This window comes from Pseudonocardia wallangbongensis, assembly GCF_054486945.1.
Genome location: NZ_JBRERS010000010.1, coordinates 151926 through 172173, shown reverse-complemented (window position 1 = coordinate 172173; position 20248 = coordinate 151926). Strand labels below are relative to the sequence as shown.

Genomic DNA, 20248 nt, shown 5'->3' with positions numbered 1-20248 from the left:
GTCACCCGTGGAGACGATACGGACCGCTCCGGCGGTGTGTCGCCGATCCTGCGAACAAGTGCCCCTCGCCGGAAGCCCTGCACGTGTCTCGGCGGCCCAGGCCCCCGCTGAGTGCACCGGCAAACCGGCCGAGTACGCCCGGTACGAGGCCGGCCCGCCGGCACACCCGGCGGAGAGATGGATCCACCGATACACGCACCGGTCTCCCGGCGAGGGACACTTGGGCTGTGAGCGCGTCATCGCAGGGGCCCGCCGCGGCCGCGATCGTGCTGGCGGGCGGCAGCGGCACGCGTCTCGGCGCCGAGCGGAACAAGGTGTACCTGCCGCTGCGCGGGCGGCCGGTGCTCGCCTGGTCGATCGCGACGTTCACCGGCATGCCCGAGGTCGGCGCGGTGGTGCTGGTGGTGCGCGAGTCGGACCGGCCGCTCGCCGACCGCATCCTGGCCGAGCACACCCGAGGTGGCGTGGAGGTGGTCGTCGGCGGGAGCACCCGGCAGGCGTCCGAGCTTGCCGGGCTGCGGCGGCTCGCCGGGCGGATCGACACCGGTGAGATCGACGTCGTGCTCGTCCACGACGCCGCGCGCCCGCTCGCCGGGCGGGAGCTCGCGTCGTCGGTGCTGACGGCGGCCCGGGTCACCGGTGGCGCGGTGCCGGGGCTGTGGCGGGACGATCTCGCGGTGGCCGGGCCGGACGGGTCGGGGCTCGCCGGCCCGTCGCCCGGGGGGCTCGTCGCGGTCCAGACGCCGCAGGGTTTCCGGGCCGCGCCGCTGCTCGCGGCGTACGAGGAGGCCGCCCGTCGCGGGTTCACCGGCACCGACACCGCGTCCTGCATGGAGCGCTTCGCGCCCGACGTCCCGATCGGGTGGGTGCCGGGGGACGAGCGCAACATCAAGATCACCTACGCGCACGACCTGCTCGTCGCCGAACACGCTGCCCCGATCGCGTGAGCCGGGACCCGGGTTACCCCTCACCCCATGGGGTATCCGCTGAGCCGAACGGTCCGAGCGCGGGTGGGAGGTTCGGTGGTGCGTTTCGACGGGGCACAGCTGTCCGTGGAGGTCTGCTCCCCCGGACTGCGTCTCGTGCGGGTGGCCGGGGTGCTCGACCGGATGACCGTCGGGCGGCTGGCGGGGCTGGTCGCCACGCAGGTGGCCCGGACCGGCAGCTCCGGGCACCTGGTCGTCGATCTCGGCGAGGTGAGCTTCTTCGCCACCGATGACCTCGGTGCCCTGCGGCGGGCGAGGGACGGGGCGCGCGCCGCGCGGGTCCGCCTGCACCTGGCGGGCGTGAGCGCGCGGGAGCCGCTGCTCCCGGTGGCCGTCACGGCCGCTCTCGGGGAGTTCTCGACGTTCCCGACGGTCGAGTGCGCGGAGCGGGAGTTGACGGGACGGCGGGAGGCGGTGACCGGGATCGGCCGGCCGCGCAGCAGTCACGGCTGGCCGTGCCCGCCGGGCCCGGCCGTCGACGGCGGGCGCGAGGCCGTGCCGGGACCTGCGGTGACCGGCTGACTCAGTCGCCCAGCACCCGGGCCACGTGCGCGTTGGTGAAACGGCGGTCCGGGTCGAGGCGGTCCCGCACGGCCTGGAACCGGTCCCACGCGGGATAGCGGGGTGCGAGCGCCGCGGCGTCGAGCAGGTGGCGTTTGCCCCAGTGCGGCCGGCCGTCGTGCTCGAGCGCGGCGGCCTGCACGTCGCGGAAGTACGGCTCCCACGGCATGCCCGCGAACGCGTGCACCGCGACGTAGGCGGTGTCGCGGCACCAGGACGGGCTGAGGAAGGACTCGTCGTCGGCGGCCGTGAAGCGCACCTCGATGGGGAGGTTCACGGCGTGCCGTTCGGCGGCGCGCAGGGCGGCCCGCAGCACCGGCACGCACCCGGTGCGGGGCAGCGCCCACTCCATCTCCGTGAACCGCACCCGCCGCGGGCCGGTGAACACCCGGTGGCTCGCGTCGGTACGGACGTTCGCGGTGAACGCGGCCGCCACCTGCCGGTTCAGCCGCGGGATCGTGGCCGGGAACCGCCTGCCGAGCCGGCAGACCGCGCCCAGCAGGTCGTTCGGCACGAGCTCCTCGTCCAGCAGGCGGCGCAGCCGGCCCCGAGGCGCGGCCGGGGCGCCCGTGCGGGTGTTGGTGCGGGTCAGGGCCCGGTCGGAGTGCGGGAAGACGTAGAACTCGAAGTGGTCGCTACCGGCCACGAGCTCGTCGAGGCGGGTGAGGGTCTCGTCCAGCGGGTGGGCCCGGTCCTCGGCGCGCAGCCGGAACGCGGGCACCACCCGCAGCGTCACGGTCGCCAGCACGCCCAGCGCGCCCAGGCCGACGCGCGCGGCTCGCAGCTCGTCGCTGCCGGGGGCGCAGCGCAGGGTGCTGCCGTCGGCGAGGACGAGCTCCAGCTCCTCGACCTGCGTGGCGAGGTTGCCCAGCCGGGCGCCGGTGCCGTGGGTGGCCGTGGAGATCGCGCCGGCCACGGTCTGCCGGTCGATGTCGCCGAGGTTGGGCAGGGCGAGCCCGAGCACGTCGAGCGCGGCGTTCAGGGCGTGCAGCCGGATGCCGGCGCCCACCCGTACCAGCCCGGCGTCCCGGTCCACGGTGAGCACGTCGGCGAGCCCGTCGAGCTGCAGCAGCACGCCGTCGGTGGCGACGAGGTCACCGAAGGAGTGCCCGGCGCCCGCCACGCGTACCGTCCACCCGCCCGCGTCCCGCACGGCCGTGGCGAGCTCCTCGACCGACAGCGGCCGGGCGAGGACGGCCGGGTTGCACCGCTCGTCCCCGGCCCAGTTGGTCCACCTCACGGCGAGCAGGATGCCGGTCCGCGGGTCCCCGCACCACCAGGAACGCCTGCCCGGCTCCGGTACCTGACCGGATATCGCGCGGCGGTTCGAGCATTCCGGCCCGGCGGATGGGCGCCTATTCTCGATAACCCGGACATGAGAACGGCGCCGGACCCGAAGGCCCGGCGCCGTTGTCGCGAACTACCCGCAGATCAGTCGTCGATCTCGGCGCTGTCGCCGGTCTCGGCGGCCGCGTTGCAGGAGTCGTCGAGGCTGGTGTCGCCGTCGGAGTCGGCCTCGGTGTCGCTGTTCAGGCCGAGCGCGGCGGTCACCCGGGCGACGACGTCGGTGCTGTTGAGCGGCACCTGGACGCCCAGGACGTTCACCGGAACCTGGTTGTCGCACACGTTCGCCGGAACGGAGAGGTTGTTGCCGGCGACGTTGAGCAGGCCCTCGCTCGAGCCGTCGATGTGGTTGACGTCCTCGATGTTCTTGCCGTGGTCCTTGCCGTGGTCGTCGCCGGCGAAGGCGAGCGGGCTGACCGCGAGCAGCCCGGCAGCGGCCGTGGCCACGACAATTCCAGCCTTCTTCAGCACAGTTCATCTCCTGTTGAGTGTCCGGAGTCGACCGGAGCCAACCCATCCATGGTCAGCGTCACGACGGGGAGCCTCGCTGACTGCCGAAAAAGTTAGCGTCCGCGGTGGGGGGAAACAAATCACCTACCACCATCGGGTGAGTCGAATACTCCGCGTTTGGTTACTCCTTCTTTCTGGTTGCGGTGAATCGGCTCGAAACGCGGTCGGAACCATCGACTGTCACGGATCGTGAGGGTCGATCACTCGGACGGGGTGCCGGCTCGGGCCGGGATGACGGCCACGGTGATGTTGTCGCGGCCGCCGGCGTCGAGCGCGAGCGTCGTCAACGCCTCCGCGGCCGCGATCGGCCCGCCGTCGGCCAGTTCGGGGAGCGCCATCGCGGCCAGGTCGGCGGCGTCGGGCAGGTAGTTCCAGAGCCCGTCCGTGCAGAGCAGCAGCGCGCCGTCACCCGCCGGGCGCAGCGTCGCCACGTCCGTCTCCGTCGTTCCGCCGGCACCGAGCCAGCGGGTGATCGCGTGAGCCCGCGGGTCGCGCATCGCGGCGGCCTCGTCGAGCACGCCGGCGGCCACGATCTGGGCCGCCCACGAATGATCGGTGGTGAGGACTCGCGCCGGCTCGTCGGCGTCGGGTGGGGCGAGCCAGTACGCGCGGCTGTCCCCGATCCAGCCGATGGTGATCTCACCGGGTTGCGCCAGCGCGCACACGAGCGTGCAGGACGGCGCGTGCGGGTCGCCGGCCCGGCCGAGCACGGAGACGGCGGCCGCTGCGGCGTGGGCGGCGGCCTGCACGCGCTCGGCCGCCGCGCCCGTGCCGGTCAGCAGGACGTCGAGTGCGGTGTCGGCCGCGATCCGCGATGCCTGGTGCGGTGCTAGCGAGGTGGACACCCCGTCGCAGACGACGGCGGCCACCGTCCCGTCCGGCCACCGCCCGAGCGCCATGGCGTCCTCGTTGCGCTCGTGGACGTGGCCACGGTCGGTGACGCCGGCGACGACCTCGAGGTCGGTCTCGATCCGGTCGGTGCCGTCCGGCTCCGCCATCGTGCCCCCCGAGGACCGGCTGTCGTTCCGGCCGGAATGGCCGGGCCGGAGCGCAGGGTAGCGCTCCCGTCGCTCGCCGTACGGATGCTGCCGCTCGGCGCGCCGCGCCGAGCCACCCCAGGTGGAGCGAACAGCGCCCTCGCACGCTAGGCGCGAGCGAACGTGCCGCTCGGCCCAGCGCCGCTGGGTGTTGCGGTGATCCGGGACCCCACTAGCGGGGGCTCGCCGCTCCCGTGCAGGGGCGCTCGACGTCCATCCCCGCCGGCATCAGGTTCCGCTCCTGCTCGGTGAAGGGGCGGTCGGTGAACCGGCAGAGGTGCTCGACCCACTGCGCGGCCGTCAGCGGGAACGCCACCGGGAGCGCCCCGTCCTTCCCGTTGAGCCGGAGCCGGGTCCCGTCGCCGGTGAGCGGCTCGTTGCCGGGGTAGGCCGTGGAGATGCGCACGGACCCGCTCTGCCGTCCGGTCGACACGTCCCAGAACGTGAGCTGGTTGACGTCGGGCACCGCGGTCGGCTCCAGGAACACGAGGTAGCCGTCGGCGTCGAGCCCCTGCGGGAGGCCGAGGCTCGTGACCGCGATCGGCCGGCTCGCCGGCTCGCGGCGGTCGACGTCCCAGATCTGCACGGTGAGGTCCTGGCCGAGGACGATCATCCGCGTTCCGGTGCGGTCGTAGACCGCGTCGATCGGGATGCGCGCGGGCGGGATGGGCAGGGCGCCGTCCTGCGTGCCGGTCACCGGGTTCCACAGCTCGATCCCCCCGGAGCCGGCGACGACCGCGACCTGCGGAACCGGCCCCGGCCGGGCGGCGATCACCGGGTTCTGGAGGAGCTGTTGCGTCCGCTGCACGGTCGTGGCGAGGAACATCGGGTCTCCCAGGATGTTCCCGGTCCTGCGGTCCCAGGTGAAGACGAGCCCGTCGGCGAGCAGGACGACGCGTTCCGGCGTGGTCTTCACCACCGGCTCCGTCGGGATGGGCGGGTCGGGGAAGGGCCCGAGGTCGGTGCCGAGCGTCGGCGCGAGCGAGGGGAGCGCGTACTCTGCGTAGTCCCGCTTCCTCGGTGCGTGGGTGAGCACGCCGACGGTGTCGGACACCTGGATGAAGTTCGAGCCGTCCGGCAGCGCAGGGAGGGTGCCCCCCGCGAGTACGTCCTGGGTCGACGCGTCGAGCACGGTCAGCCGGTCGCCGGCCAGCGCCACCTCGTAGCGCCCGTCGGAGCTGAGGATCAGCGTTTCCGGCGGCGCGGGGAGCCGCGGCGCCGGCGCGGCGCGCAGGACGACGAGGGAGCGTGCCCTGGGCAGCAGGACCGTGCGCCCGCCGTCCGCTCGGGGGACCACGGCCGTCAGCGTCATCGTGTTCAGCTCGGTGGCCGCCGCCCGGGTGTCCGGGGGTTCCGCGAGCTCGAACGCGGTCCCCTCGGCGAGGCTCGTGATGCGGAAGATGTCGACGTCGCGCTCGCGGTCCGCGGTCCGGGGCTCGATGAGGTGCTGCCCGTCGGCGGAGAGGTGGTTGTGCAGGTAGTCGCGGGTGCACGGGGCCAGCAGGCCGATGCGCTGCCGGTCGGCGCCGGACTCCGCGGCCCGCACGAGCACGGCGCGCGGATCGTCGGGGGCGCACGTGAGCACGAACGGGCCGGCGATCATGCTGTGCTGCGGGTGTTCGAAGCGGACGGTCCCGTCGCTCGGGGCGCGGGCGAGGATCCGGCCGTCCGGCTCCTGGATGGCCTCCAGAATGATGTCCGGATCGGAGGTCGGCACGATCTCGCCGAGCGTGGGATCCCGGATCGGGGTGATCCGGTTGGGCACGACCGCGCCGCGCGTGATGTCCCAGACGACGAGGTCGGACCGGCCGTCGTGCCACGGGGTCAACCCGGTGAGCAGGCGACCGTCCGGGGAGAGCCTCAGGGATCCGGCATCGAGCCCGGCGACGGCCGGGTCGTCGATGCGCGTCGGACCGGTCCGGGCGGCGAGGTCCCAGAGGGCGAGCCCGCCCGCCGGGTCCGGGACGACCAGCAGGTGCCCGTCCGGGGTGAGTCGCGCGGTCGAGGATCCGGCCGGCACGTCCGGTACGTCCCACCGGTCGACCGACCCCGCCGGCATCCCGTGGAACACGGTCATGCGTCGGTCGTCCTCGCGGATGACGACCGTCATCCCGTCGGTCGAGACCCCGAAGACGCCGAAGGACTGCTCGGTCAGGTCCGGGTACACGGCCTCGACCGACTGCGTCGCCATCGCGAGCCGGGCCAGGGCGGACCGGACGGTCGGGTTCGAAGGATCCGACTGCCACGCCGCGAGCGCCAGTGCGGCCGCGGTGGCGGGGTCGGCGCCGATCCGCGTGAGCGTCGACTGGCCGAGGATCTCGGCGTTGGCGAGCCGCAGCTGGGCGCTCACCTCGTTGCGGCTCGACACCGCGACCGCGCCGAACGTCGCGGCGACCAGCACCAGCACGGCCAGCACCGCCGTGACGACGCGCCACCGCCGCACCTCGCGCCGCTGGCGGGCACGGCTGCGGTCGACGTACTCGCGGGCGGCGGGGGAGACGTCGCCGGTGCGCGCGGGCAGCCACTCCTGGGCCACGGCGAGCGCGCTCCCGCGCAGCAGGGCGCCGTCGTCCCGGCTCGCCGCCTCCCACCGGTCGCGCTGCTGTTCCAGCTGGTCGCGCCAGGACAGGAAGTCCCGGTCCTGGGTGAGCCAGTCCCGCAGGCGCGGCCAGTGGGCGATGAGCGCCTGGTGGGCGAGCTGGATCCGGTCGCCCTCACCACCGGCGCGCTCGACGACCAGCAGCCGCCCGGCCACCAGCGGTGCGACGATCGGGTGCAGGTCGGCCGCGAGGTCGGCGAAGCGCTGCGGGCGGCGGACGAACCGGCCGTCGCGGTCGGGTGCGGCGAGCGAGGTGAACAGCCGGCGCAGCGGTGCGAGCGCCCCGTCGCCGAGCCCGGCGACGACCTCCTCCGCGTGCGTGGCGACCACCCCGGCCACGCCGCCGGAGCGCTCGTACGCCTCGACGGTGAGCATGCCGCCGGTCCGCCGGCCCCACAGCTCGGTGAGCAGCGACTCCACGAGCGGCAGCCGGCCGGGCTCGGCCGCGGCGTCGTCGAGGATGCGGTCGACGAGCCCGGGCTCGAAGGTCAGCCCGGGCGCCCGCTCGGCCGGCGCGACGACGGCCTCCCGCAGCTGGCGGCGCTCCATCGGCGGCACCAGCACGGTTCCGGCGCCGAGGAGCGTGGCGAACCGGGGCACGACGACCTCGTCGATCGTGGCGGAGCGCAGCGTGATCACGGCGCGGACCGGCCAACCGTCGTCGTCTCGGGGGAGGGCCGAGACCACCTCGCCCACGAGCGTGAGCAGCTCGCGCGCGCTGCCGGGGTCGGCCGCGGCGATCTCCTCGAACTGGTCGAGCAGGAGCACGGTGCGCTGCTGCGCCAGCGCCGTCGCGAGACCCCGCACCGCGGCCGGCCGCTCGTCCGGGTCGGCCAGGCGCTCGGCGTGGCCCGCCGGGGCCTCCACCGTTGTGCCCAGCACCTCGGCCGCGGACGCCCCCGGCCGGCCGACGAGCTCCGCGATCCGGGTGCCGTCGCCGCGCAGGCGGGGAAGCAGCCCGGCCCGCACCAACGACGACTTCCCGGCCCCCGACGGGCCGACGACAGCGACCAGCGGGTGCTGCGTCGCCGCGGCGGCGAGCGTGTCGACGTCACCCTCCCGGCCGAAGAAGAAGGCGGCGTGCTCCTCGCCGAAGGGCTCGAGGCCCCGGTACGGGCAGGGCAGCAGCTCGGGGTCGAGGCCCAGCACCTGGTCGATCGGCAGCAGGTAGGCGGTGGTGGTCCGGCCGCTGGCGTCCGCGGCCACCGTCATGCCCACCACCGCGCCGCTCTCGTCGTCCCAGACGGGAGAGCCGCTGAAGCCGCCGACGACGGGCTCCTCGCCCGGCGCGGCCTGCAGCTGGAACCAGCGGTTGCCCTGCTCCCCGCGGATGCGTCCGGTGGCCCACACGCCGTCGGCGAGACCCTCGGGGAACCCGAGCACGCGGAACCCGTGACCCCACAACCGGTCGACCCGGCGGACCGGCGGCATCCGGGCCCCGGCCGGGAGCGGGCCGCGCACGCGCAGGATCGCGATGTCGCCGGAGCCGTCGTCCCGGATCGGCTGCCAGCGCAACACCTCGGCGTCGAGGGCAGGCGGCCGGTCGGCGTCGGAGGTGGCGAAGAGCGGCAGGTCGAGGCGGATCGCCGTGGTGGGAGCCGGGCCGTACGGGTCGGCCCCGATGGCGTCGGCGACGACGTGCGCGCACGTCGCGACGAGATCCGGCCCGGCGAGGAAACCGGCGCCGACCGGCGCGCCGCCGCGGTCCAGGACCCGCACGACGACCCGCGCCGCCAAGGACTGGTCCCACCCTGCTGCCACGGCACCCCCCGAACCTTCGATCAAGTGTGGCCGGTCCCGTCCACCGCCGCCGTGACGGGTGTCGCGGGCGAGGAGCGGGGCCGGGCAGGATGCGGGTGTGACGACCGCAGACCGGCCGGTGCGCCGGCAGGCGCGCGGGGAGCGGCGCATCGCCGAGATCCTCGACGCCGCGCTGGCCCTGTTCGCCGAGGTCGGCTACGAGGTGGCGTCCACCAACCGGATCGCGGCCAGGGCCGGCATCTCGCCCGGCTCGCTGTACCAGTTCTTCGCGAACAAGGAGGCGATCACCGAGGCCCTGTCGGCGCGCCTCGCCGAGCGGATGGGAGCGGCGCACACGGCCGCCTTCGACGGAGCGGACGTCGCCCACCTGCCCCTCGACGACCTGCTCGACCGCATCCTCGACCCGCTGATCGCGTTCAACCTGGCCAACCCCGGCGCGAAGGCATTGCTCGCCGGCCCCGACGCGCCCGCCCCGCTGGCGGTGGCCACCCGGCCGCTGCAGGAGGCCCTGCTCGGCCGCGTGTCGGCGGTGATCGGGACGCGCGCGCCGGGCCTGCCCGCGGTCGAGCGGGACCGGGCCGCGCTCGTCGCCGCGCAGATCGTGCGGGCGATGACGGGGGCGATCACGGCCGCCGAGGGCGCCGAGCGCGCGGCGCTGGTGGGCGAGCTGAAGCGGGTCCTGAAGGGCTACCTGGGGCCGCTCGAGTCGTGAGCGGATCCGGGTGCCGTCAGGTCAGGAAGGACTCCAGGTCGTCGAGCACGTGGGACACGCCGATCGGGCCGAGGCCGAGGAACCACACCTCGTCGTCCACCGGGCGTGCGGTGCCGCGCTGCACGGCACCGAGCCGGTTCCACAGCTGCGCGCCGACCACCGAGCCCTCGGCGGTGCCCTCCTTCGGGCCGTAGCTGGAGTAGAAGACCCAGTCGGCGTCGGCCTCGGAGATCCGCTCCGGCGAGATCTCGGCGGCCAGCTCGTCGATGTCCTGGTTCTCCGGGCGCGGGAGCCCGACGTCGCGCAGCACGACGCCGATCATCGAGAGGTTGCCGTAGAGCCGGATGCGCTCGGGCATGAACCGCAGCAGCGAGATCTTCGGCGGCTGGGTGAACCGGGCCCGGATCGCGTCGGCGCGACGCTGGTACTCGTTCAGCAGCTCGGTGGCCTTGGTCTCCTCGCCGAGCGCCGCGCCGGCGAGGAGCAGGTTCTCCTTCCACGGGTACCCGGGCCGGATGCTCAGCACGGTCGGCGCGATCGCGGACAGCTCGTCGTACAGGTCGTCGACCCGCAGCTGGCTGCCGAGGATCAGGTCCGGCTTCAGCGCGGCGATCGCCTCGAGCCGCAGCCCGTCGAGCGAGCCGACGTTCGTGCTGCCCGAGAGCTGCGGCTGCAGGTACGAGGGGATGGTGCCGTTGGGGGTGGCCGTCCCGACCGGGACGACGCCCAGCGCGAGCGCCTCGTCGATCTCCCCGGTGTCGAGCACGACGACCCGCTCGGGCTTGCGCTCCAGCCGGGTGGTGCCGCGGGCGTGCGTGACCGTGCGCGGGAAGACGCCCGGGGCGGCGTCGGCCCCGAGCGCGGCCGTGGCCTCGTCGGCGGTGGAGAACAGCCGGCCGCCGGTGGCCACGTCCGTGTTGCCGGGGCCGCTCGACCCCGCGTCGGTCGCGCCACCGCAGCCCGCCACCAGGGCGAGGACCAGCGCGCCGGCCACCATCAACCTCATCGAGCTCTCCCTCTCCATAATTGAGGAGAGGCTAACCTGCCTCCCGCGACCGAGGTCTGTGTGTTCGGCGACAGCCCGACCTCGTGCTCAGGTGCGGCACGCCCGCCTGGCCAGGAGCCAGTACAGGCCGCCTGCCACCAGGCCACCGGAGAGCCAGGAGAAGTCCGTGCCGCCCATGGCCCGCGCGATCGGACCCTGCATCAGGGGCACCAGTCCGAACTGCCAGCTCCAGCCGGCCAGCACGCCCAGTCCGAGCGCGGCGAGCGCGCCGCGGCGCACCGATCCGAACGGCGAGTCGCCCGGCGCGGCGTAGAGCCCCGCGACGTCGACCCGGCCGCCGCGCAGCACGAAGAAGTCCACGAGCACGATCGCCGCCCACGGGCTGATCCACACCAGGATCGACACCATCCAGTGGTCGAACGCTGTGGCGAAGCTGTCGGCCTGCACGAACACCGCGAGCACCCCCGACGCGACGAGCCCGGCCACGAGCGTGAGCTTCCAGCGCGCGACGCGGATCCCGATCGACAGCGCGGCCAGCGAGCACGAGTAGAGGTTGAGGATGTTGGTCGCGACCGGGCCGTGCATGACCAGCAGCAGCACCGGTACGGCCATCGCCCCGAACGTGCTCACGACCAGGTCGGACGGGTCGCCGGCGCCGCCGGCGCTCGCCAGGCACGCGCCGAGCGCGGCCAGCCACACGGTGGGCACGTACATGCCGAGCGCGGAGGCCCAGAACACGGAGCGGCCGGACGCGCGCGGCCGGACGAAGCGGCTGTAGTCCGCCGAGTAGGGCACCCACGAGATGCCCCAGCCGATGCCGATGGCGGTGAGGAGCTGGGTGACGGCCGTGAGCTTGTCGGCAGGGGTGGGGGTGCTGCTGCCGGTCCAGTCGACGTCGGCGTGCGCCAGTGCGAGCACCGTCATCACGACCATGACGGCGACGGTGGCCGGCACCGTGTACTTCTCGAACGTGCGGATCGCGTAGAAGCCGTACAGGGCCAGGCCGAGCTGCACGACCATGATCACAGCGGCGACCGTGTACTCCAGCCCCACGCCGCCGCGCACCCCCATCCGGGCCAGCACGGCGAGCGCGAGGTCGAGCACCACCCACGTGTTCACACCCACCCAGGCCATGGTGAGCAGGCCCTGCACGACGCCGGGGACGCGCGCGCCGCGGATGCCGAACGGCGCCCGCCCGAGCACCATCTGGTTCACCGCGGTCCGGTGGCCGATCACGTTGAAGAGGCCGAACACCGCGCAGCCCACGACGTTGCCGAGCGCGATCACGACCAGGGTCTCGACGAGTGAGAGCCCGAGGGTGACGCCGAGGGCGCCGAGCACCCAGTTGATCGGGGCGATGTTCGCCCCCGCCCAGATCCAGAACTGCTCCCACGGTGTCGAGTCCCGACCGGCCGGCGGGATCGGGTCGATCCCGTGGGCGTCGAAGGGGACGGTCTCGGTCGGCTGTGCCGTTCTCGTGCGAGTCGTTCTCGTAGCGGCCACGGTGACGCCTCTCTGTGCGAGGAGAGCCTCAGGCAACCAGGGACGAGACCGCGTGCGGAGTGGAGGAACGTCTATCAGTGCGTCTCCCAGCTGTATAGATTTCCACCATGCTCACGCTGCGCGCCCTTCTCGCCGACCCGGCGCTGGCGCTGCGCCTGCTCGTCCCCGGGCCGGAAGGGGCGCTCGACGCCGAGGTCGTGTGGGTGCACAACACCGAGCTGGCCGACCCCTCCCGGTACGTGCGCGAACGCGAGCTCGTGCTGACCAACGGCCTCTGGCTGGACGCCGCGGAGCCCGCCGGGTTCGTCGCCGGTGTCCGGCGGGCGGGCGCGGCCGGGATCGTCTTCGGGCTGCGGGCCGAACGCACGAGCACGCCGGACGAGCTGGTCGAGGCCTGTCGCGCGGCGGACCTGCCGCTGCTCGAGATCTCGATCGAGGTGCCGTTCACGGCGATCACGCGGGCGGCCGCGGCCAGCTACGCGGCCGAGCGCCAGGACGCGCTCGTCGGCCTGGTCCGCCGGGGCAACGCGCTGGCCGCGGCGATCTCCCACGGGGCGGGCGCGTCCGGCGTGCTCGCGGTGCTGCGGCGCGACCACGACCTGCCGCTCGCCGTCGTCGACCGGATGGGACGGGTGCTCGGCGCGGCCGGGGCGCAGCTGGACGCCGAGCAGGCGGCCGCCGCCGCGGCGGCGCTCGCCCGCAGGCCCCGGCCCCTGGAGGTGGACCTCGGACCCGCGGGCCGGGCCACGATCTACCCGGTCGGCAGATCGCGTCGCCGGCGGCCGTCGGCGCCTGCAGCCACGTCAGCGAGCCGTCGGCCCCGACCGGGATCCGCATGAACACGTTGATCGGCTGCGGCGTCGGGCCGGCGTAGGGGTGCCCGATCGCGGCGAGCGCCTCCCGCAGGTTCGCCGCGCAGGAGCGGTGGTCGGGCGCGCCGAGCAGGGCGTACCGCTGCGGGTCGCACGCCGCGATCAGCATGTCGTGCTCGCCGGGGGAGGTGTCCGCGACGAGCGTGAGGATCGGGCGCCTGCGGTCGGTGACGAACTGCTCCCCGACGGCCGGGAACAGCCGCCGGGTCTGCGTCCGGGTGTGGGCCGCGCTGTGGTGTTCGGTGCTGGGGTGCTCGCCGTCGTGGGCGAACGCGAAGACGTCGCCGACCTGGCCTCCCGCGACGTCGACGACCCGGATCCGCTCGCCCGCCCGGACGCGCACCGCGCGACCGGTGCCGCCGGGCACGTCGATGCTCCGGTTCAGGACATCCATCGAACCTCCACGAGAACTGTCAGGTTTTGCCGTCACGCTGGTGGGGTGTACGAGACCGAAGCTGAACTCCGGGACATGCAGACCCTCATCGACGCCTCGCTCGGCCGGTCCACCGCCCACCTGCGGTCGATCATCAACGGGGAGCGGAGCCTGACCGCGGGGCAGCTGGCACGGGTGCTCACGGGCATGTGCGTCCTAGTGCTGTCCACGGTCACCGCCAAGGGCGAACCACGGGTCAGCGCGGTCGATGGGCACTTCCTGCACGGCCGCTGGGTGTTCGGCACGGCCCGCGGGGCGGCGAAGGCGCGGCACCTCCGCGCGCGGCCCGCGGCGAGCGTCGCGCACCTGCGTGGGGAGGAGCTCGGCGTGTTCGTCCACGGCGTCGTCGAGGACCTCCACCCGGCCGACGGGCCGGCCTCCCCGGACTGGCCGCAGATCCACGAGCACCTCCACGGGTTCTACGGGGACACCTCGTTCGACTGGTCCGAGGTCGTCTACTACCGGCTGCGTCCGACGTGGATGACGGTCTACGCGACCCAACCCGACCAGCTCGTCGCCGGCGCGGAACCCGGTTCCTAGGAACGCCCTGAACAACTCGGGCCTACTGCGCGGCGTCGTTGTTCAGGACCCCCAGGCCGGCTCTCACCGCGCGTCGCGGGCCCACCGCCGGGCGTTGCCGAGGGTCACGCTCGGGGCGAGCAGCGCACGGTCGAACGGCTCGAGCGGTGTCCCCGCGGCGAGCCGGTGCGGCAGGTCGGGGTTCGCGAGTGCCCCGCGGGCCACGCTGAGCAGGTCGGCGTGGCCGTCGGTGAGCACCTGCTCGGCCGGCCGCGGGTCGTGCATGCCGCCGTTGGCGATCACCGGCAGCCCGGTCGTGCCGCGGGCGAGCGCGGTGGTCGTGCTCCCGCCGTCGAGCAGCGCGGTCTCCAGGAACGCCCGGCCCTCGCTGGCGATGTGCAGGTAGTCCGCGCGCGCGTCCGCGAGCGCCGTGTAGATGGTCTCCGCCTCGCGCCGGCCGCCGGGCCAGCGGTACTCGAAGTCGTTGACCTTCGTCTGTGAGAGCCGGACGCCGACCAGGAACTGCGACCCGACCGCGGCGCGGACGGCGCCCGTCACCTCGGCGGCGAGCCGCACGCGGTTGGCGGGGGAACCGCCGTAGTCGTCGGTGCGCAGGTTCGTGTACTCGGTGAGGAACTGGTCGAGCAGGTAGCCGTTCGCGGCGTGGATCTCGACGCCGTCGAACCCCGCCTCGCGGGCGCGCACCGCGGCGGAGGCGAAGCCCTCGACGATCCGCTCCAGGTCGCGGACGCCGAGCGCGGCGGGCACCGGCCACCGTCCGCTCCCGCCGTACTCCGGCATCATCTCCCCGCCGGGCTGCACCGCGGACGGGCCGACGGTGCCGGCGCGGTGCGGGTTGCCCTGCGACAGCGCGCCGGCATGCATGAGCTGCGCGATCACCACGGCACCCGCGGCGTGCGCCCGCCGGGTGACGGCCCGCCAGCCGGCGACGTGCGCATCGGTGACGAGGCCCGGCTGGTTCAGGTAGCCCTGGCTGTGCTCGGCGTCGGGGTGGACGCCCTCGGTGATGATCAGACCGAACCCGCCCTCGGCGAAGGTGGCGTAGTAGTCGGCCATGTCCGGGGTCGGCACGCCGTCCGGCGTCGCCGACACGCGGGTCATCGGGGCGACGGCCAGCCGGTTGCGCAGGGTGTGGGTCCCGAGCCGGGCCGGGGCGAGTGCGGGGTGGGTGGTCGCGGTGGTCACGCGTTCCAGTCAAGCGCCGGCTCGGCCGGGCGACGACGGACGAATATCCAGCGCTCCCCTCAGAGGGTGGAGGAACCTCCAGGGGGGCGGGGTGCGCGCACGGCGTCGGCGAGCGTGCTCGTCGGCTCACCCCGGTGTTGCGGGGCCCTGCGGAAGATCGTGTCGCCGAGGGCCTTGACCGCGGCCGGGATCTCCCGCAGCCACCCGTAGAGCGTGGCGGTGCGGCGCACGCGCAGGCTCGCATCGCCCACGCCGATCGCCTCGATGCCGGCGGCCGCGCAGAGGACGACCGCCCGCGGCAGGTGGAACTCCTGCGTGACGACGATCGCCGAGCGCACCCCGTACACCTCGCGCGCCCGCACGCACGAGTCCCAGGTGCGGACGCCCGCCACATCGCAAACGATCTTGGCGTCCGGTACGCCCGCCGCGAGCAGGTGCGCGCGCATGGCCGCGGGCTCGTCGTCCGCGCCGCTCACCAGCACCGCGTCCACCGTGCCGCGGTGGTAGAGGTCCGCCGCGAGGTCCAGGCGCCGGGCGAGCAGCAGCGTCGGCCGCCCGTCCGCGCGCAGGCCGGCCCCCAGCACGAGCGCGACGGGCCGCGCCTGCGCCCGGTCCACCGTGGTGCGCCTGCCGCTCGTGGACGCGGCGAACCACGCGAGCGGGGCGGCGACGAGGACCGGCGCCGACAACGTCGCGAGGACCCACAGCTTCCGGCTCACTCCTTCCACTCTGCCGGGATCTCCCTCTGGATCTCGTCGAGCCAGATGCGGGCCGACATGTCCGACGGCGCCCGCCAGTCGCCGCGCGGCGAGAGCGACCCACCGGCCGCCACCTTCGGCCCGTTCGGCAGCGCCGACCGCTTGAACTGGCTGAACCCGTAGAAGCGCTGCGCGAACACCTCCAGCCAGTGCTTGATCTCGGCCAGCGTGTACGCGGGTCGCTCGTCCTCCGGGAACCCGGCAGGCCAGCCGCCCTGCTGCGGATCGTGCCACGCGTGCCAGGCGAGGAAAGCGACCTTCGAGGGGCGGAAGCCGTAGCGCAGGACCTGGAACAGCGAGAAGTCCTGCAGCGAGTACGGCCCGACCTTCGCCTCGCTGCTCTGCACCTCCTCGTCCTCGCCGGTCGGCACCAGCTCGGGGGTGATCTCGGTGTCGAGGACGTCGAGGAGCACTGCGTCCACGTCGTCGTCGAACTGCTTCGACGAGACCACCCACCGGATGAGGTGCTGGATCAGCGTCTTCGGCACCCCGCTGTTGACGTTGTAGTGCGACATCTGGTCGCCCACGCCGTAGGTCGACCAGCCCAGCGCCAGCTCCGAGAGGTCACCGGTGCCCAGCACGATCCCGCCCCGCTGGTTGGCGGCCCGGAACAGGTAGTCGGTGCGCAGCCCGGCCTGGACGTTCTCGAACGTCACGTCGTACACCGGTGCGCCCTGCGCGAACTGGTGCTCCAGGTTCTTCAGCATCAACCGGGCGGTCTCGGTGATGTCCAGCTCCTCGAACGTGATCCCGAGCGCCTCGGCGAGCCGGGTGGCGTTGCCCTTGGTGCGCGTGCCCGTCGCGAAGCCCGGCAGCGTGAACCCGAGGATGTCGCTGCGGGGGCGGCCCTCCCGGTCCATCGCCTTGGCCGCGACGATCAGCGCGTGCGTGGAGTCCAGCCCGCCGGACACGCCGATCACGATCTTGGGTTGCCCGATCGCCCGCATCCGCTGCTCCAGCCCCGAGACCTGGATGCTGTAGGCCTCGTAGCAGTCCTGCTCCAGCCGCGTCTCGTCGGACGGGACGAACGGGAACCGCTCGACGTCCCGGCGGAACCCGATGTCCCCGTCCGGCGGGTCGAGGCGGAACCCGACCCGCCGGAACGAGTCCGTGCGCTCGGCGTGGTGGCGCCGGTTGTCGTCGAACGTGCCCATGCGCACCCGCTCGGCCCGCAGCAGGTCCAGGTCGACGTCGGCGACGGAGCGCCGCGGCCCGTTCGGGAACCGCTCGGTGTCGGCGAGCAGCACCCCGTTCTCCCAGATCATCGTCTGGCCGTCCCAGGACAGGTCGGTGGTGGACTCGCCCTCACCCGCCGCGGCGTAGACGTACGCGGCGAGGCAGCGCGCCGACGCCGACCGCGCGAGCAGGCCGCGGTCCTCCGCCCGGCCGACGGTGATGGGGCTGCCGGAGATGTTGGTGAGCACGGTGGCGCCGGCGAGGGCGGCCTCGGCGCTGGGCGGGATCGGGATCCACATGTCCTCGCAGACCTCGGCGTGCAGCACGAACCCCGGCACGTCCTCCGCGGTGAACAGCAGATCCGGGCCGAACGGCACCTCCGCCCCGCCGATCCGCAGGGTGTCGTGGACGTCGTCGCCCGCCGCCATCTGCCGCCGTTCGTAGAACTCCCGGTACGTCGGCAGGTACGACTTCGGCGCCACGCCGAGCACCCGCCCGCGGTGGATGACGACCGCAGTGTTGTAGACCCGGTGCCGGTAGCGCAGCGGCGCCCCCACGACGAGCACCGGGAGCAGGTCGGCCGAGCCCGCCGCCACCTGCAGCACGGCCTCCTCGACGGCGTCGAGCAGGGTGTCCTGCATCAGGATGTCCTCGATCGAGTACCCCGACAGCGCGAGCTCGGGGAAGACCGCGAGCCCGACCCCGTCGTCGTGGCACTCCAGTGCCGACTGCAGCACGGCCTCCGCGTTCGCCGCAGGCTGGGCGATCGTGGTGCGGATCGTGCAGGAGGCGACCCGGAGGAACCCGTGGCGGTAGGAGGAGCGGAAGTCCACCCGTCGAGTCTGCCGGAGGGCGATCACCCGCGCAGCGTGCCCTTCGTCGCCGTGGTGTTCTCCGCCCGGCCGGGACCCCTCAGCCCGGCCGGGCGGCTGCCTCTAGTTGCCGGCCAGCGCGACGGGTGTACGGGTGCCCGGCTGGTCGAACTGCGTGCGGTGCAGCTCGGCGTAGCGGCCGTCGCGGGCGAGGAGCTCGGTGTGGGTGCCGCGCTCGACGATGCGGCCGGCCTCGAGCACGAGGATCTGGTCGGCGGCGCGGATGGTGGAGAGGCGGTGGGCGATCACGATCGCCGTGCGGCCCGCCAATGCCTCGCCCAGCGCCTCCTGCACCGCGGCCTCGGACGTGGAGTCGAGGTGGGCGGTGGCCTCGTCGAGCACCACGACCCGCGGCTTGGCCAGCAGCAGGCGGGCGATCGTGAGTCGCTGGCGTTCCCCACCGGACAGCCGGTATCCGCGCTCGCCGACGATCGTGTCGAGCCCGTCGGGCAGGGACGCCACGAGCTCGCCGAGCCGGGCGCGCTCCAGCGCGTTCCAGATCTCCGCCTCGTTCGCCTCGGGGGCGGCGAGCAGCAGGTTGGAGCGGATCGACTCGTGGAACAGGTGCCCGTCCTGCGTGACGAGGCCCAGCGCCCCGCGGATCGAGTCGAACGAGAGGTGGCGCACGTCGACACCGCCGAGCTCGATCGAGCCCGAGTCGACGTCGTAGAGCCGGGGGAGGAGCTGGGCGATCGTGGACTTGCCGGCGCCCGACGAGCCGACCAGCGCGATCATCTGGCCCGGCTCCGCCCGGAAGGAGACGTCGTGCAGCACCTGCTCGCCGCCACGCGTGTCGAGCCGGGCGACCTCCTCCAGCGACGCGAGCGACACCTTGTCGGCGGACGGGTACGCGAAGCCGACCGCGCCGAACTCCACCGCCAGGGGGCCGTCGGGCAGCGCCACCGGGTTCTCCGGCTCGGCGACGAGCGGCGGCAGGTCGAGCACCTCGAACACCCGCTCGAAGCTCACCAGCGCGCTCATCACCTCGACCCGGGCGCTCGCCAGCGCCGTGAGCGGCGCGTAGAGGCGGGTGAGCAGCAGCGCGAGGGCCACGACCTCGCCCGAGGTGACGCCGCCGGACAGCGCCAGCCAACCGCCCACGCCGTAGACGAGGGCGAGTGCGAGCGCCGACACGAGCGTGAGCGCCGAGACGAACACCCACTGCACCATCGCGGTGCGCACGCCGATGTCGCGGACGCGGGCGGCGCGCGTGACGAACTCGTGCGTCTCCTCGGCGGGCCGGCCGAACAGCTTGATGAGCGTGGCGCCCGGCGCGGAGAAGCGCTCCGTCATCTGGGTGCCCATCGCGGCGTTGTGGTCGGCCGCCTCCCGCTCGAGGGAGGCGAGCCTGCGGCCCATCCGCCGCGCCGGCAGCACGAACAGCGGCAGCAGCACGAGCGCGAGCACGGTGACCTGCCACGACAGGCTGAGCATCACCACGAGCGTGAGCACGAGCTGGACGAGGTTGCCGACCACGCCGGACAGCGTGTCGCTGAAGGCCCGCTGCGCCCCGATGACGTCGTTGTTGAGGCGGCTCACCAGCGCGCCCGTGCGGGTGCGGGTGAAGAACGCGACGGGCTGGCGCTGGACGTGGTCGAACACGGCGGCCCGCAGGTCGAGGATCAGGCCCTCGCCCAGCGACGCGGACAGCCAGCGCGCCACGATGCCGCCTCCCGCCTCGGCGACGGCGATCACCGCGATCAGGACCGCGAGCCACACCACGACCTCGACCGGGCCGCTGCCGTCGATGACGTCGAACACGCGGCCCGCGAGGACCGGCGTGGCCACGGCGAGCGCCGCGACGACGACGCTGATCAGCAGGAACGCGCCGATGCGCCGGCGGTGGGGCTGCGCGAACGCCCCGATCCGGCGCAGCGTGGCCATCGAGAACGGCCGTCTCTCCTCCTGGGCGTGGGCAGCCTGGTACATCGACTGCCACGCCACCATCTCCATGCTCACGTGCCGCTCCTGCCCCTCGCTGTCCGGCCCACCGCCACTACGACCGCGCCGGCCGGTGAAACTCATCTCCTCGGCCGGACGCGGTCAGTGTGGCGATGGGGTCCGACAGTTCTCGTACGGACTTCGTTCCGGGTTGCTCGTGGCGACCGTAAGAGTTGAAGTCAGGTACAGGTCAAGCGCGAGGTTCGGCGGCGACGGCGGGGTTGCGGTTCGACGGCGAGCCTTGACCCGGGTGGCCGAGGGGCCGACCACTGCGGGATCCTCGTCACACCTCGAGCCCGTGATCGACGGTTCGGCGCATTCTCGGGTCAGATTCGCCCGTTTCCGCGCCGACGGCCCGATCATGCCGGCGAGACCGGAGGCCCGCGAGACGGGGCCGCCGCGGGGCGACCCCCGATCAGCAGATGAGGGACATGAGCTGCAGGGGATGTGGC

At 73.9% G+C, this 20248-nt stretch carries 14 protein-coding genes and 1 pseudogene; 4 read left to right on the top strand and 11 right to left on the bottom strand.

The features are described 5' to 3' along the window. The first annotated feature begins 227 nt into the window (after positions 1–227). Positions 228–947 carry an IspD/TarI family cytidylyltransferase gene (locus ACU436_RS30795; protein ID WP_459030509.1) on the top strand — a complete coding sequence of 240 codons (720 nt, stop codon included), beginning with the start codon at positions 228–230 and terminating at the stop codon, positions 945–947. Between the two features lie 78 nt (positions 948–1025). Continuing rightward, the gene (locus tag ACU436_RS30790) at positions 1026–1508 is read left to right on the top strand and encodes a hypothetical protein (protein ID WP_459030508.1); all 483 of its coding nucleotides are present in this window, start codon (positions 1026–1028) and stop codon (positions 1506–1508) included. 1 nt (position 1509) lies between these two features. On the opposite strand, the gene ACU436_RS30785 is transcribed toward ACU436_RS30790, so the two are convergent. The 4 genes from ACU436_RS30785 to ACU436_RS30770 all read right to left on the bottom strand — a co-directional run bounded on the left by ACU436_RS30785 (position 1510) and on the right by ACU436_RS30770 (position 8798). After that, positions 1510–2796, bottom strand: a complete 1287-nt coding sequence (locus ACU436_RS30785; protein WP_459030682.1) for a D-arabinono-1,4-lactone oxidase — start codon at positions 2794–2796, stop codon at positions 1510–1512. A 182-nt stretch (positions 2797–2978) separates the two neighbouring features. Further along, positions 2979–3362: a hypothetical protein gene (locus ACU436_RS30780; protein WP_459030507.1), complete on the bottom strand. Its 384-nt coding sequence runs from the start codon at positions 3360–3362 to the stop codon at positions 2979–2981. Between the two features lie 239 nt (positions 3363–3601). Further along, positions 3602–4399, bottom strand: coding sequence for a PP2C family protein-serine/threonine phosphatase (locus ACU436_RS30775; protein WP_459030506.1), 798 nt, complete (start codon positions 4397–4399; stop codon positions 3602–3604). 211 nt (positions 4400–4610) lie between these two features. Beyond that, positions 4611–8798 (bottom strand): nSTAND1 domain-containing NTPase, encoded by a 4188-nt coding sequence (locus tag ACU436_RS30770; protein WP_459030505.1) that lies wholly within the window; start codon positions 8796–8798, stop codon positions 4611–4613. A 97-nt stretch (positions 8799–8895) separates the two neighbouring features. Here ACU436_RS30770 and ACU436_RS30765 point away from each other — a divergent pair, with 97 nt between their 5' ends. Beyond that, positions 8896–9510: a TetR/AcrR family transcriptional regulator gene (locus ACU436_RS30765; protein ID WP_459030504.1), complete on the top strand. Its 615-nt coding sequence runs from the start codon at positions 8896–8898 to the stop codon at positions 9508–9510. A 16-nt stretch (positions 9511–9526) separates the two neighbouring features. Here the strand turns inward: ACU436_RS30765 and ACU436_RS30760 are convergent, their stop codons facing one another. Both ACU436_RS30760 and ACU436_RS30755 read right to left on the bottom strand, forming a co-directional pair. Then, positions 9527–10516, bottom strand: coding sequence for an ABC transporter substrate-binding protein (locus ACU436_RS30760; protein ID WP_459030503.1), 990 nt, complete (start codon positions 10514–10516; stop codon positions 9527–9529). Between the two features lie 87 nt (positions 10517–10603). Then, positions 10604–12019, bottom strand: coding sequence for a cytosine permease (locus tag ACU436_RS30755; protein ID WP_459030502.1), 1416 nt, complete (start codon positions 12017–12019; stop codon positions 10604–10606). A 107-nt stretch (positions 12020–12126) separates the two neighbouring features. Here ACU436_RS30755 and ACU436_RS30750 point away from each other — a divergent pair. Continuing rightward, positions 12127–12474: pseudogene (locus ACU436_RS30750) on the top strand (PucR family transcriptional regulator ligand-binding domain-containing protein); the annotation flags it as partial. Here ACU436_RS30750 and ACU436_RS30745 read toward each other — a convergent pair. From ACU436_RS30745 to ACU436_RS30725, 5 genes are all read right to left on the bottom strand, one after another. After that, positions 12473–13285, bottom strand: coding sequence for an urea carboxylase-associated family protein (locus ACU436_RS30745; protein WP_459030681.1), 813 nt, complete (start codon positions 13283–13285; stop codon positions 12473–12475). The pseudogene ACU436_RS30750 and the gene ACU436_RS30745 overlap by 2 nt on opposite strands. Before the next feature lie 642 nt (positions 13286–13927). Further along, positions 13928–15049: an oxidoreductase gene (locus ACU436_RS30740; RefSeq protein WP_459030501.1), complete on the bottom strand. Its 1122-nt coding sequence runs from the start codon at positions 15047–15049 to the stop codon at positions 13928–13930. A gap of 59 nt (positions 15050–15108) precedes the next feature. Next, positions 15109–15768: a SanA/YdcF family protein gene (locus ACU436_RS30735; protein ID WP_459030500.1), complete on the bottom strand. Its 660-nt coding sequence runs from the start codon at positions 15766–15768 to the stop codon at positions 15109–15111. After that, a complete protein-coding gene (locus tag ACU436_RS30730) occupies positions 15765–17843 on the bottom strand; it encodes an NAD(+) synthase (RefSeq protein WP_459030499.1) in 2079 nt (692 codons plus the stop codon). The genes ACU436_RS30735 and ACU436_RS30730 overlap by 4 nt, the downstream gene beginning before the upstream one ends. A gap of 75 nt (positions 17844–17918) precedes the next feature. Next, positions 17919–19784 carry an ABC transporter ATP-binding protein gene (locus ACU436_RS30725; RefSeq protein ID WP_459030680.1) on the bottom strand — a complete coding sequence of 622 codons (1866 nt, stop codon included), beginning with the start codon at positions 19782–19784 and terminating at the stop codon, positions 17919–17921. Between the last annotated feature and the right edge of the window lie 464 nt (positions 19785–20248).

Bases quoted from the DNA above. Each gene is read 5' to 3' on its own strand.
- ACU436_RS30725 (WP_459030680.1), bottom strand. From the start codon at position 19,784: ATGTACCAGGCTGCCCACGCCCAGGAGGAGAGACGGCCGTTCTCGATG.
- ACU436_RS30745 (WP_459030681.1), bottom strand. From the start codon at position 13,285: ATGGATGTCCTGAACCGGAGCATCGACGTGCCCGGCGGCACCGGTCGC.
- ACU436_RS30775 (WP_459030506.1), bottom strand. From the start codon at position 4,399: ATGGCGGAGCCGGACGGCACCGACCGGATCGAGACCGACCTCGAGGTC.
- ACU436_RS30760 (WP_459030503.1), bottom strand. From the start codon at position 10,516: ATGAGGTTGATGGTGGCCGGCGCGCTGGTCCTCGCCCTGGTGGCGGGC.